Below are 12,609 nucleotides of genomic sequence, written 5' to 3'. Positions count from 1 at the left end.
GCGAACCCGGCCGCGCCGCCGCGTGTTGCTGGGAAATGCGGCGGTGCGGCCACGGTGGTCAGGACACCGTGCGGGTGAGGAATTCCCGGATCAGCGCGGCGATCTCGGGGCCGTGGGTTTCCAGGGCGAAGTGACCCGCGTCGAGCAGGTGCAGCTCGGCGTCGGGCAGATCGCGCAGATAGGCGCGGGCGCCGTCGGCTCCGAAGATCTCGTCGTGTTCGCCCCAGGTGATCAGCACCGGCGGACGGTGTTCGGCGAAGTACTTCTGGAAGGCCGGGTAGCCGTCCAGATTGAACTGGTAGTCCCAGAACAGCTGGAGCTGAATCTCCTTGTTGCCCGGGCGATCCAGATACGCCTGATCGATGGTCCAGCTGTCCGGGCTGACCAGGTCCTGCCGATCGGCCGGGACGCCGTGCAGGTACTGCCACCGCGTCGCGTCGGCCTCGAGCAACTTCCGCACGCCCGGCTCGCTGGCGGCGCGGTCCTTGGCGTGCGCGAAGAGAATGTCCCAGAACGGGGTGAAGCCCTCGAGATAGGCGTTGCCGCTCTGGGTAATGATCGCGGTGACGCGCTCGGGATGGGCGGCGGCGATGCGCAGGCCGATCGGCGCGCCGTAGTCGTGGATGTAGAGGGCGAACTGGTCGATGCCGAGGGCATCGAGCAGGCCCTCGGTGATCTCGGTGAGTTTGTCGAAGCTGTAGTCGAATTCGTGCGCCTGCGGCATGGCCGAGCGGCCGAAGCCGATGTGGTCGGGCGCGATCAGGTGGAAGTCGTCGCCCAGGTCGCGCATCAGGGTGCGGAACATGGCCGAGCTGCTGGGGAATCCGTGCAGCAGCACGAGGGTGGGCTTGGAGGGGTCGCCCGCCTCGCGGTAGAAGACGGGCATGCCCTGGATCTCGATGGTGCGGTGGCGCACGGCGGTCATGTTCTCGGCCTTCCGATTTCGTACCGATCAGTCTCTCTAACCGGTTATCGATTGATAGAAGGTTAGAGAGCCCGGGTATGTTCCGCCGCGCGCCGAATTCGCCGTGTGATCGCCGTCACGCTCCGGCGATTTACCCTCTGACCTGCGACCACAGTCGCAGATAGACCTCCGCGCCGTGGAAGACGTCGGTCATGATCTCCGGTCCGCCGAGCACCCGGACCGCCTCGAGCCAGTCCGCGTAGTTGCCGTAGGTGGCGGTGCCGTCGGCATTGATGTCGAAAGTCCGCTCGCCCCAGCGTTCCCGGTCGAAGGTCACCGCGCCGTCGTGGGAGGTGAACGGGTACTGGATCACGCCTGCGCCCAGCGGCGCGCCCTGACCGCCGAGTCCGTTCATGTCCGAGCCGAAGCCGAACCCGAAATCACCGGGGCGCTGCATCGCCCGGGCCTCCTTCCAGGCCTTGACGAATCCCGCGGGGCCGCCCGCGTACGGGGTGGCGAATCCGCCTACCGCGTAGACGCGTTGGGTGGTGCGGTCGGAATCCCAGCCGTGCGAGGACAACACGCCCGCGTAGTGCCGGGCCTCGATGATGGACATGACCTCGTCCGCGGTGGCCTCGCTCAGGTGATCGATCTCGATCAGGAAGCCCTGGTCGATCATCTTGTTGATCAGGTATCTGCCCAGCTCGGTCAGTCCGCGTGCGTTGCAATGCGTTCCGGCCGGGTACAGGGGGAGCGGGGCGCCGCCGAGCAGCGGACCGGTGAGCTTGGCCAGGAGCTGGTTGATGTCACCGGCGATCGGCACCGACGGTTGCGGCTGGTCGTGGCCGGGGCCGGTGCAGGGCTGCACATTCCAGAAGGTGCCGGTCTGCAGGAAGTTTCCGGCGTTGACCAGCAGGCCGGTGGTGTTGCTGTCCATCTTGGTGCCGCCGAAGGCATTGTCGAACTTGTGGACCGGGAAGAAACTGCTGACGCCGAGCGCGCGCAGTTCGCCCAGCCACCGGTCGACATCGGCGGTGCCGCACTTGGGTTGGCCGAGGAAGACGCCGCAGCCCATCGGGTCGGACAGTTCCATGCCGAGAATCACCGCGAGCTTGCCCGACGCCGCCACCTGACGCGCCTGCGCGGGATCGGTGACGATGCGGAAGAAGCCCTGGCCGGGGCCGCCCGCCTGGGCGTCGATGTAGTCCTGGAGGGCGCGCATGTCCGCGGCCTGGGTGCGCACGGAAGTCATGTCGTCGCACGGGTTCCGGCGGTCGGTCATGATCGTGCACAGCGACTCGTTGTCGACCAGGTCCACGGTCATCACCCGCAGGCCCGCCTTCCAGCTGCGCTGGATGCTGGTCCAGTAGGTGCCCTCGGTGCTGAGCTTGGAGGGTTTGGGCCAGTCCCGGAAGGTCGGCCACCCGGCGGTGTCGGATGCGCGGGGGCCGCCGTAGTCGAGGAAATCGGCGACCAGGCCGTTGGACCCGGTGCGGTCGGACGCGCAGTCGGGCAGCGCGTAGGTCACGCCGTAGGGGTGCCACGGGCGGCCGCAATGGAAGTCGCCGCCCAGGAATTCGTAGGCGGAGACGTGCACGTGCGCGTCGATGGTGCCGATGATCGAACCGTCCGCGCCGACGCTTCGGCCGGGGGTGCCGGTGGCGCTGTCCTGGGCTTCGGGGAAGTCCGCGCAGCCGGTGTCGAGGACGAATGTGGCCGGGGTGCTGGTCTTGGTCGCGGCGTTCGAGAGCGTGAATCCGCTTGTGCCGGAACCCTCCACCTTCCAGACCGCGGTGACGGACGGATTCTTCGCGGGGTGGATCGAGCCCGCCGAGGCGTCGACGACCTCCTTGGTCCGTCCGTACAGCAGGTACTCGCCGAGCGTGGTCGCGTGCATCCGGAACGGTCCCGCGGCCGGCGCCAACGGTCCTGCGGGGGTGTCGATGCGGTAGCAGCCGTTGACCAGGGAGTAGCGGGTCTGCGACGGATCGGGGGCGGGGTCAGCGGTCGCGAAACCGGTGCCGGGGCCGAGGGTTCCCGCGGCCAGCAGAACCGTGGCGAGGGCTGGTAGGTACTTCACGCCGACGAAAATACTATGCAGCATAGTTTTTCGCGGATGAATCTCAGATCATGATCAGATAGGCGACCGCGGTGATCGATCCGATGGCGACGACCGAGACTGCGGGAGCCAGCAGAATCGTCCCGACGACCAGGAGCAGCGCCCGGCGGCGCCCGGCGGCGCCCGGCGGCGCCCGGCGGCGCGGGATTCCGGTGGGGCCGAGAGGCATTGCAGCCGCAGCTCCAGCGACTTGTCGACCAGGTCCAGCGCGGTGGTCGTGCGTGAGGCGACCGTCCGCAACGCGGCCGCGAGTGCCTGCGGGCCGGCCTCGGCCGCGGCCGCGCGATCGGCGGCGAGCTCGATCAGCGTGGCCATGGCCGCCGGTGCGGCGGCGAACAGCGGGATCCACGGGAACGCGCGCGCGAAAACCTGGCAGACGCCGAGGATCTGATGATGGAATCCGCGCAGATGCGCGTGCTCGTGGGCGAGCACCGCCCGCCACTGCGCCTCGGTCAGACACCGTGCGAGACCGTCGGTGACCACGACATACCCGCCGCGGCCCGCGACACTGTAGGCCAGCGGCACCGGATGTTCGAGCCACACCAGGTCCGCGCGGGCGGTGTCGGCGCGGCCCAGCACCTCGACCAGCTCATTGTGCTTGCGGCGCAGGGCCGCTCCGCGTTCCCGATGCCCGAGGGCGATCCGCGCCAGCTGACCGGTCGGTGCGGTGAATCCGATGGCGGTCACCGGCGCGACCAGCCCCGCCGTCCAGGTGACGACGATCGGCTCGAGCGCGCCCAGGCACGTCAGGGCACTGCCGACGAAAGTCTCGCCCGGCGGATAACCCGGCCACGCCAGCGCGATCAATGCCAGCGCGACGTACCCGAGCGCCGCGGCGAACGCACCCAGCCAGGCCGCCATCCCGATCGCGGGGGCGGCGCTGAAATCGATGCGGGACAACGCCGCCGGGGTGGCCACCGCGACCGCGCCGGCGGCCACCAGCAGGGCCGCGATCAGGATCACCGGCGGTGCTCGTCGTCGGACAGGCCCCGCCGCAGCGCCTCGACCTCGTGGGCGCTGGCGGTGCGGGCCAGATGCAGGAGCACCGCCGGCGCGTCGGGGCTGGCGTCGAGGATTTCGCGCAGCAGGTCGGTGGTCGCCTCGGCGCGCGTGCGGCTGGGGCGGTAGCGGTAGGAGCGGCCGACCTTCTCGCGCAGCAGCCACTGCTTTTCCCACAGGTGGGTCAATACCGTCAATACCGTGGTGTACGCGGGAACTCGCTGGTCGTCGCTGAGCCGATCGACCACGTCGTGAACCGACAGCGCCTCGGAACTGTCCCACAGCACGGCCATCACCCGGCTCTCGAGTGCGCCCAGTCCTTTCATCACCCTCCTCGGTTCGACGGCCAATCTACTATTCGCCATAGTTTCCCGAGGCGTGATACCCATCCTCTATCGGAACGCCACGGAAACGGCTCTCCGACAGGTACTCTCGATGCGGTGGGACAACGTGTGCTGTTCTCGCTCGTGTGTATCGTTCTGGCGGCCTGGGGTGTGGTCGTCACGCCCGGAAAGGCCACCGCCGATTCGTGGTTACCCCCGGTGGGCGGGAATTTCCTCTGGGGCGTGTCCAGTTCCGGATTCCAGAGCGAAGGCTTTGCGCCGGACAGTAATTGGAGCCGGTTCGCCGGATCCGGTCGCGCCGAAGGATATGGGAACTCCGTCGACTTCCTGCATCGATACGGCGAAGATATTCAGAATGCGGCCGACTTGGGTGTCGGCGTCTACCGCGTGAGCGTGGAATGGGCACGCGTGCAACCCAATCCCAGCGAATGGGATTTCTCCTTCTACGACAGCATGATTGCGCGGATACGCGGCGCCGGAATGCGGCCGATGATCACGCTCGACCACTGGGTGTTCCCGGGCTGGGCGGTCGATCGCGGCGGCTGGCGCAATCCAGGAATGGTCGAGGACTGGCTCACCAATGCCCGTGCGGTGGTGGACCGTTACGCGAGCGCCGACCCGCTGTGGGTCACCTTCAACGAGCCCCTCGCCTACGTCGGCAAGGAGCAGGAGATCGGCGATATCGGCGCGGGCGACGTGGTGCCCATGATCGATCGGATGATCGCGGCGCACCGCGCGATCTACGACCACATCCACGCCCGGCAGGGCGGCGCGATGGTCACCAGCAATATCGCCTTCACCTCGGTCGGCGCGGACCAGGCCGACGCGTCCTTCATCGACCGGATCGCGGACAAGATCGACTACGTCGGCGTCGACTACTACTACGGCGGATCGCTGAGCAACCCGCCGAATGTGCTCGCGCAGCTCACCAACCAGCCGTCGCCCCTCATCCTGGAGCCCGACGGCATCTACTACGCGCTGCGCCGCTACGCCCACCGGTTCCCGGGCCGCCCCCTCTACGTCGTCGAGAACGGCATGCCCACCTACGGCGGATCGGCCACCACCGACGGCATGACCCGCGCGGACAACCTGCGCGACACCGTCTACTGGGTGCAACGCGCCAAGGCCGACGGCATGAACGTCATCGGCTACAACTATTGGAGCATCACCGACAACTACGAGTGGGGCAGTTACGCACCGCGTTTCGGCCTGTACACCGTGGACGTGACCAGCGATCCCGGCCTGTCCCGCCGCCCCACGCCCGCGGTTCCGGCATTCCGGGACATCGCCCTGTCGGGCGGCGTCCCCGCGGGCTACGTACCCACCCGGGCTCCGGCCCTGTGCTCCATCCAGGACCTGCCCTCCAGCTGCGTCAACCCCGTAGCGGCTCCGGGTCGCTGACCCAGTCCCCGTCGTGGGCGTTCAACTCGTGTCGCATCGTCTGCCGGAGTCGATCGAGCGCCCGGAGGAAGGGCTCGTGGACCGCGTGCCACTCCGGTGAACCAGCGGGCCGTCGCCCGACGGTCATGCTGGTCTCGATCAGGGCTTCCCGGATATCGCGCAGCTTCCGATACGCCTCCGCGGCGTCCTCCCGGACCGCCCTGGCCGCCACCAGATCCAGCTCGTACCCCACCGCCACCAACGAGAAGGACCGGAAGGCCGCGGTCACGGCCTCCCGGTCCAAGGGTGTCGGCTCGTGCAATCCCAGCGCCTGCATGGCGGTATCGGTCTGCACGAGTGTGGTCAGGTACTTCACGTAGATCTCACGCTTGGTGTCACCGAACCGCTGGGACTTCTCCCGGCGCGCCCGCGTCGTATCGATCGCGAGCGTGGTCGCGGCCCCGACGACCGCCCCTCCCAGCGTCCCGACGACCGCCAACCATTCCAATGCCACTACTGCCCCCGGTCGCCTGAAATCGGGTGCCGGATCTCGGTCCGGCACCCGCTCCGAAGAGTCTAGGCCCTGGTGGGGGTCCGGAGCAGATCGTCGAGATCCATTGCGGCCGTGGCGTAGTCCATGCGTCGGTGCAGATGGCGTTCGGAGATCCGTTCCACCAGCAGGGGAATGAACTCACGGACACGGTGGCCCTCGAAATCGCGATGGACCCCGTGCACGACCTCCCCGATGAACCGCACCGTCAAATCGGGAAACCGAGCGGCCAACCGCGCGACGAGTTCACTGATCTGCTGCTCTTCGTCGGAATGCGTCATGCCTCCAGCCCTCCTGCATCGCGGTGTTCGATGCCGGCACCCGTACCGCCCTGCGGGTGACCAGCGAAGTGGACAACGGCCCGGAGCCCTGCGGCTCCGGACCGTGCCTCTCGATTGTTACGGCACTCAAACGAGCGTTTCTCCCGCAAATCACTATTTGGCACTGGTTGTCAGCGACTAGGCACAGTGAAAGGACCAAATGTAAGTACATCTGCAACAGTGACTTTCACGCACACTTCGCGCGCAATGGGGAATTTCCTCCGCAATGCCAGAAAAGGGCTGGTTAACGGCTGGTTCCTAGGACCGCTCGGGGTGGTTGGGGCCGATGGTGGGCGAGATTTTCCGCCATTCGTCGGCCCACTCGGCACTGTGCCGCCGTGCCAGGAACCGGTCGGCGCACCAGGCGAGAAATGCCGCGCCGCAGGCGGCCCCGAGGACGATGAGGACGCCGGTGCTGACGCCCTGCGCCACGGCGTCGGAGTAGGAGCGGGGCGGGGTGGTGTCCTGCCCGGTGGCGTCGACCCAGTGCACGACCTTGTCGCCCCGCTCGGCGGTCCCCGGCACGTTGACGAGCGCGATATTGGTCTGGCCGTGGATAGTCCACTGCACCATGGCCTGCGGCGCACCGGGCGCCACGCTCTGGCCCGCGGCGCGGGGGAGCCGGATCGGATCGGAGACGACGGTCGCCGTGACCGAGGTCTTGGTCGCGTTGGCGGCGTGGATGCGGGCGGCGGCGGTATCGGCGGTTCTGAACCCGGCGATGATCGCGAGCGGGACGCACGCCGCGACCAGCAGCGCGGCGAGCATGCGCCACGCCGCCTGGAATCGATCGGACCGTCGCATCAGCCGGTTCCGGCTCCAGGGAGCCGTCCGGCAGATTCGCCGCACGAGCTTCCGCACGTTGGCGCGGTACCCCGTGGCGGCCGCCTCAAACGGTCAGAAGCTGCCCAGCGGGTCCTGGTTGTCGAAGATGTATTTGTCGCCGTTGTACCAGGTGACGATGACCGAGGAAGCCTCCTCGGGCTCCTGTCGGCAATAGGAGACCCCGGGGAAGGGGAGGGACGAGGATTCTCCGCATTGGTAGGCGTAATCGTCGGCGAGTTTCTGTGTCTCGAAGCGCTGGCCGAGGCCGCCGTAGCTGCCGGGGACCCAAATCGAGCCGGGGCCGGTGAACACCCACAGAATGCTGCCGAACAGCCAGGCGTAGAAGAGATAGGTGGCGGCGACCGCGCCCGCGCAGAGCACGATGAACCGCCTGGTGCGGCGTCGGCGAGTTTTCTGTTCCCGGAACGGGTAGGAGCCTGAATCGGAACTGTGCATCATGTGGTCCTCCTCAGTCGGAGAGATGACATGTTCAGGCGTATTGATCAAATCTACCGTGATCTGGTTCGAGAGTCTCCAATGAATTCGAATCGGCTGCCCGCGAGAGTATTTCGAACAGCGGTCGTCCGGCATTGATTTGGACGACCGATCTATTCGATTATCGCCGCCGGATCAGCCGGCTGCCTTAGGGGCGCCGAAAACCGCTGAGCGGCAAGGCGACCGGTCCGCTGCTGCCCGCCGACCCCGTGTCGAGGTGGTTGAGCAGGTTCTGGATGACGACGTACGGGTTCATCGGCTGGTCCTTCTTTCGGAGATCCGCGGCAGGTGGTTGTGACTGCCGTCACGGTGTGGTCTCATCAAGATACACAGATACGCTAACTGTGTCTGTGTATCAGGCCCAATCGAAGAGGATTCACGGCTATGGATGCACACCGTCTGAGCAGGCGCGACGCATTGAGGACAGGAAGCGGCCTACTGGGAGTCGTCGGCGCCATGGCGCTGACGCCGCGCACAGTGCGCGCGGAACCCTGGAAGTGGTCGCCGGCCGATTCGGTGGTCGGCGTCGGCGGCGGGGCGGACCCGATGACCGTCTACGACCCCGACGCCGACTCCGTGCTGGCCGACATCATCGACCACGCCGACGTCCCGCAGATCAACCGGCTGCTGGCGACCTGGATCTACAACGATCAACCCCTGCCCGCCGGGCTGCCGAAGTCCTTGGCGGACTTCATGGAGGACGCGCGGCAGCTGCCGTCCTGGACCGATCAGGGCAAGCTGGCCAGCTCGTTCGAATTCACCAAGAAGCGGGGGACCTATCTGGGCGTGCTGTACGCGTTCGCCAGCGGCATGATGTCGACGGTCATCCCGCACGAGGCGCGGGCGGTGTACTACTCGCGCGGCGGGTCGCATCTCAAGGAGCGCATCGCCAAGACCGCGAAGTTCGGGTACGACATCGGCACGGTCAACGCCTACGGCGAGGGCGGCGAAATGGTCGTCACCTGCGTGAAGACCCGGATCATCCACGCGTCGGTGCGGCATCTGCTGCCGCAGTCGCCGCACTGGCCGTCGGATGTCACGCCGATCAGCCAGGAGGACATGATGGTCACCTGGCACAGTCTCGCCACCACCATCATGCGCACCCTGACCGCGTGGAAGCTGCCCATCCCGGCCGCGGAATCGACTGGCTACCTGCACAGTTGGCAGTTGGCTGCGCACCTGCTCGGTATCCGCGACGAGTACATCCCCTCGACCTGGGACCAGGCCAACGCGCAGGCCGCGCAGCAACTCGATCCGATCCTCGCCCCGACCGCCGAGGGCACCGATCTGGCCCATCAGCTGCTCAATCTGGGCGCGGATCTCGATCTGACGCTGCTCAGTCACGGCATTCTGGGCGCGTTCACCCGATTCATCATGGGGGACAAGGTCGCCGACTGGCTCGCCATCCCGCGGGAGCCGGTGTGGAGTCCGCTGCTGGAGGTGGCGTGGGGCCCGTACGTCGCGGTGCGGGAGGGCGTGTTGTCGGTGGCTCCGGTGGTCGACGCCCCCTACTGGATGTTCGACGAGTTCCTGCGGCAGTTCGTGCTCTGGTACATGGCCGAACTGCGGATGCCGTTGAGTATCGAAATCCCGCTCACCAACCGGTGATTCGCCTCTTCGGGCCCGGCGGCACACACTGACGGGGACGGCGAGCCGAGGCTCGCCGTCGCCCACGAACCTCCGGATTCAAGTTAACAGCTAACGTATCGCTGTATCGGCAACGATGTGGAGACGTGAAACGCGATCAGGAGGACGCCGTGGAACCCGCGCCGCCCGCGAAGGACCTCCCGCCCGGCAAGTCTCTGATCGAACGCGCCTACCTGCAAGCCGTCGAACAGGTCGATGACACCGACAGTATGCGCACCCGCATCCTCGACGCGGCCGACGAGCAATTCCGGCGCTGGGGCGTGCAGCGGTCGACGATGGAGGACGTCGCGCGGACCGCGGGGGTTTCGCGGATCACCGTCTACCGGCGATTCAGCACCAAGGAAGAACTGGTGGAACGCGTCATCCTGCGCGAATTCCGCCGGTACTTCGACACCTTCCTGGTGGATATCGCGGCGGCGGCCGACGTCGGGGAGCGGGTGGTCGTCGGCTTCGTGAGCTCGCTGCGCGCGCTGCGCGGCAATCCGCTGATCGGCGCCCTGATCACCGCCGAACCCGACTATTTCGTGGGTTCCCTGGTCGGCGACGGCGGCCGGGCGGTGGCGATGGTGCGTGAATTCGTCGCCCGGCAACTCCGGCAAGAGCAGCGGGCCGGCACCATTTCCGCGGACCTGCGGGTCGAGCTGGTCGCGGAACTGATGGTCCGAATCTGCGCGTCCTTCCTGGCGATCCCGAGTCAAGTCGTCGATCTCGACGACGACGAGCAACTCGCGATGATCGCCCGCCAATTCCTCCTTCCCATGCTCGACCCGCCGGGTCGGTAGCCCCGAACCGATCGATAGGGACGACCCGTATGGACCCGCGCGATATCGAACTGCGCGATATCGAGATCTTCTTGGCGCTGTCCGAGGAGCTGCATTTCGGCCGCACCGCCGAGCGCCTGTACCTGTCGCAGGCCCGCGTCAGTCAGGTGATCCGGAAACTCGAAAGCCGGATCGGCGGAAAGCTTTTCGACCGCTCCAGTCGCACCGTCTCGCTCACCCCGATCGGCCGCCGGCTGTTCGAAGACCTGCAGGTCAACTACCGCGACCTGTGCGCCAGCCTGGGCCGCGCCGAACGCTCGGCCCGCTACGGCGACGACGGCCTGCTGCGCATCGGCGTCACCAGTAGCAGCCTCGAGGAAATCCGCCCGCTGCTCGACATCTTCCAGGCTCGCCACCCGAATACGAGCGTGCACCTCGAACACGTGCATTTCGGCAACCCTTTCGGCGCCCTGCGGGCCGATGAGATCGACCTCCTGATCAGCTGGCTCCCTATCGAGGAACCCGACCTGATTGTCGGCCCGATGCTCTACGAGGAACCGTTCATGCTGCTCGTCGGCGCGAATCACCCTCTGGCGGAACGGGATTCGGCCACCTACGAGGACCTGGCCGACTACGGCGTCTTCGGCGCGGGCACCGATCCCGCCAACCAGCCCCCCGACTACTGGCAGAGTGCCATCACCCCCTTCAGCACCCCCTCCGGGCGCACCATCTCCCGCGTCGCCTACGTCGACAACTTCCAGGACATGATCCTCCAACTGGCCGCCGGCAAAGCCATCACTCCGGTCCACGCCCACGCCAGCCGCCACTACGCCCGCCCCGACGTCACCTATATCCCCATGCCCGATGCCCCGCCCGCCCGCTGGGCCCTGGTCTGGCGCCGAGGCGCGGATTCCGACCTCACCCGCAGCCTCGCCGCCATCGCCACCGACTTCGTGAAAGGCGAAGTGGCATAACGTAACTCAGCGGTGTCCGCCCGAGTGGTCGTGTGAGCAGGTGTCCTTGCGACTGCCGCCCGGGGTGGTGGCCGCCTGACCGGCGCCGTGGCCTTCCAAGGCCGCGAACGGCCCGCACTGGTTCGCGGTGATCCACACGTGAACCATCGGATTACCCGCGCCGGGATTGATCGAGGCGGGCGGGCAATTGCCCTGGGCGTCGGTGACTCCGGCGACCTGGGGGCCACCGTCGCCGGCCTTCCAGCAGAGGTTGTCGTGAACGTGCCACTGCATCAATGCGCCGCCATAGTTCACCAGATCCGGGTCGTCGATCTTCTTGCCCTTCGCGATGTACATCGCCGACACCAGGGTCCGATTGTCGCCGTCGACCCGATAGACCAGCGACTCCGGATGTTTGGCATCGAGGAACAGGTCATCGCGGATATAGGCCGTATTGATGAAGTGCTCGTATCCGGTGACCGAGTCGCCGATGGATCGGTAGCCCAGCGCGCCGATGGAATGGACGTCGGCGAAGGCGGGCAGGTCGTCCAGCGTGCCGCGAATCAACGCGGTCGCCCGCTGCTCCTGCGCGGCGGTCACCCCCGGCACCCCGGACACATCGATCGGCTTCGCCGGATCCCACGGCCGTGGCCAAGCATTCCCCGTCCCATGGTCGTGAGCGGTGTGATCGCCGTCCGCGTGGGAGTGATCCCCGGTGCCATGGCTGTGCACATGCCCGGCCCCGCCGAGCATCGCCGCGACAGCGAGAACACCCGACATCCCGGCTGCCGTCGCCGCCTGCGGCACCCCCAGTTTCGCCTCGGGCCGCACCAACGCGACCGCCGCCCCGGCAACCGCGACCACCCCCAGCACCGCGCACGTGCTGTCCAGGAACTGCGGCGCCTCGGCCACATCGAGCCCATCCGGCCACGGCAACCCCGCGAACCGCGTGTAAGCCCAGACCGCCACCGCCACCACATTGACCCCGATCACCATGACCGGCACAGCCTTCCGAGCACTCACCATCGCCGCCAGCCCCACCGCACACTGCGCCGCCGCCAGCACGACCATCAATCGCGCCAACGTCGCATGCTCGGTATGCAACCCCGCCGCGAACAGATGCAACCCCCCGGCCCCCACCGCCGCCACCCCTCCGAGCAGCAGAAACCCATGACGTCCGCCGGTCATATCCCGATCTCCTCTCATCCCGCGTGCACACTACGGGGCAGAGACGGACCCTTGAACCCTCCGACTCGTGAGGAATCTCTGTGGAAACGCCCGTGAACCCAACCCGCCTGTTGTCGTTCTCCAT

At 67.2% G+C, this 12,609-nt stretch carries 13 protein-coding genes; 4 read left to right on the top strand and 9 right to left on the bottom strand.

Going from position 1 to position 12,609, the window contains the following annotated elements; all coding sequences use genetic code 11:
* Positions 1 to 58: 58 nt before the first annotated feature.
* The 4 genes from ACQP06_RS22640 to ACQP06_RS22625 all read right to left on the bottom strand — a co-directional run bounded on the left by ACQP06_RS22640 (position 59) and on the right by ACQP06_RS22625 (position 4,348).
* The gene (locus ACQP06_RS22640) at positions 59 to 925 is read right to left on the bottom strand and encodes an alpha/beta fold hydrolase (protein WP_433666483.1); all 867 of its coding nucleotides are present in this window, start codon (positions 923 to 925) and stop codon (positions 59 to 61) included.
* A gap of 130 nt (positions 926 to 1,055) precedes the next feature.
* Positions 1,056 to 2,984 carry a peptidase gene (locus ACQP06_RS22635; protein WP_433666482.1) on the bottom strand — a complete coding sequence of 643 codons (1,929 nt, stop codon included), beginning with the start codon at positions 2,982 to 2,984 and terminating at the stop codon, positions 1,056 to 1,058.
* Between the two features lie 54 nt (positions 2,985 to 3,038).
* Positions 3,039 to 3,986: a M56 family metallopeptidase gene (locus ACQP06_RS22630; RefSeq protein WP_433666481.1), complete on the bottom strand. Its 948-nt coding sequence runs from the start codon at positions 3,984 to 3,986 to the stop codon at positions 3,039 to 3,041.
* Positions 3,983 to 4,348, bottom strand: coding sequence for a BlaI/MecI/CopY family transcriptional regulator (locus tag ACQP06_RS22625; protein WP_379279439.1), 366 nt, complete (start codon positions 4,346 to 4,348; stop codon positions 3,983 to 3,985). The genes ACQP06_RS22630 and ACQP06_RS22625 overlap by 4 nt, the downstream gene beginning before the upstream one ends.
* Positions 4,349 to 4,516: 168 nt before the next feature.
* On the opposite strand from ACQP06_RS22625, the gene ACQP06_RS22620 reads away from it, so the two are divergent.
* Positions 4,517 to 5,767 carry a family 1 glycosylhydrolase gene (locus ACQP06_RS22620; protein WP_433673406.1) on the top strand — a complete coding sequence of 417 codons (1,251 nt, stop codon included), beginning with the start codon at positions 4,517 to 4,519 and terminating at the stop codon, positions 5,765 to 5,767.
* On the opposite strand, the gene ACQP06_RS22615 is transcribed toward ACQP06_RS22620, so the two are convergent.
* The 4 genes from ACQP06_RS22615 to ACQP06_RS22600 form a co-directional block, all read right to left on the bottom strand.
* On the bottom strand, positions 5,739 to 6,260 hold the full coding sequence (locus ACQP06_RS22615) for a hypothetical protein (protein WP_433666480.1): 522 nt from the start codon (positions 6,258 to 6,260) through the stop codon (positions 5,739 to 5,741). The genes ACQP06_RS22620 and ACQP06_RS22615 overlap by 29 nt on opposite strands.
* Positions 6,261 to 6,322: 62 nt before the next feature.
* Positions 6,323 to 6,577, bottom strand: a complete 255-nt coding sequence (locus ACQP06_RS22610; RefSeq protein ID WP_357095524.1) for a three-helix bundle dimerization domain-containing protein — start codon at positions 6,575 to 6,577, stop codon at positions 6,323 to 6,325.
* 297 nt (positions 6,578 to 6,874) lie between these two features.
* Entirely contained in the window at positions 6,875 to 7,465 is a 591-nt protein-coding gene (locus ACQP06_RS22605; RefSeq protein WP_433673405.1) for an Rv1733c family protein, read from the bottom strand.
* A gap of 48 nt (positions 7,466 to 7,513) precedes the next feature.
* On the bottom strand, positions 7,514 to 7,900 hold the full coding sequence (locus tag ACQP06_RS22600) for a hypothetical protein (protein ID WP_433666479.1): 387 nt from the start codon (positions 7,898 to 7,900) through the stop codon (positions 7,514 to 7,516).
* A 420-nt stretch (positions 7,901 to 8,320) separates the two neighbouring features.
* On the opposite strand from ACQP06_RS22600, the gene ACQP06_RS22595 reads away from it, so the two are divergent.
* The 3 genes from ACQP06_RS22595 (at position 8,321) to ACQP06_RS22585 (ending at position 11,318) form a co-directional block, all read left to right on the top strand.
* Positions 8,321 to 9,544, top strand: a complete 1,224-nt coding sequence (locus ACQP06_RS22595) for an oxygenase MpaB family protein (protein WP_433666478.1) — start codon at positions 8,321 to 8,323, stop codon at positions 9,542 to 9,544.
* A gap of 125 nt (positions 9,545 to 9,669) precedes the next feature.
* Entirely contained in the window at positions 9,670 to 10,365 is a 696-nt protein-coding gene (locus ACQP06_RS22590; RefSeq protein ID WP_433666477.1) for a TetR/AcrR family transcriptional regulator, read from the top strand.
* Between the two features lie 29 nt (positions 10,366 to 10,394).
* Positions 10,395 to 11,318, top strand: a complete 924-nt coding sequence (locus ACQP06_RS22585; RefSeq protein ID WP_433666476.1) for a LysR family transcriptional regulator — start codon at positions 10,395 to 10,397, stop codon at positions 11,316 to 11,318.
* 6 nt (positions 11,319 to 11,324) lie between these two features.
* Here ACQP06_RS22585 and ACQP06_RS22580 read toward each other — a convergent pair whose 3' ends face one another.
* Positions 11,325 to 12,485: a hypothetical protein gene (locus tag ACQP06_RS22580; protein ID WP_433666475.1), complete on the bottom strand. Its 1,161-nt coding sequence runs from the start codon at positions 12,483 to 12,485 to the stop codon at positions 11,325 to 11,327.
* Positions 12,486 to 12,609: the final 124 nt, after the last annotated feature.

It is taken from the genome of Nocardia sp. CA-136227 (assembly GCF_050955695.1).
Lineage (GTDB): Bacteria > Actinomycetota > Actinomycetes > Mycobacteriales > Mycobacteriaceae > Nocardia.
The sequence above is the reverse complement of the archived record's forward strand: the minus strand, read 5'-3'. Positions and strand labels throughout refer to the sequence as shown.

Coding starts and splice junctions, on each gene's coding strand:
- ACQP06_RS22640 (WP_433666483.1), bottom strand. CDS start 925: ATGACCGCCGTGCGCCACCGCACCATCGAGATCCAGGGCATGCCCGTC.
- ACQP06_RS22600 (WP_433666479.1), bottom strand. CDS start 7,900: ATGATGCACAGTTCCGATTCAGGCTCCTACCCGTTCCGGGAACAGAAA.
- ACQP06_RS22585 (WP_433666476.1), top strand. CDS start 10,395: ATGGACCCGCGCGATATCGAACTGCGCGATATCGAGATCTTCTTGGCG.
- ACQP06_RS22610 (WP_357095524.1), bottom strand. CDS start 6,577: ATGACGCATTCCGACGAAGAGCAGCAGATCAGTGAACTCGTCGCGCGG.
- ACQP06_RS22595 (WP_433666478.1), top strand. CDS start 8,321: ATGGATGCACACCGTCTGAGCAGGCGCGACGCATTGAGGACAGGAAGC.
- ACQP06_RS22580 (WP_433666475.1), bottom strand. CDS start 12,485: ATGACCGGCGGACGTCATGGGTTTCTGCTGCTCGGAGGGGTGGCGGCG.
- ACQP06_RS22625 (WP_379279439.1), bottom strand. CDS start 4,348: ATGAAAGGACTGGGCGCACTCGAGAGCCGGGTGATGGCCGTGCTGTGG.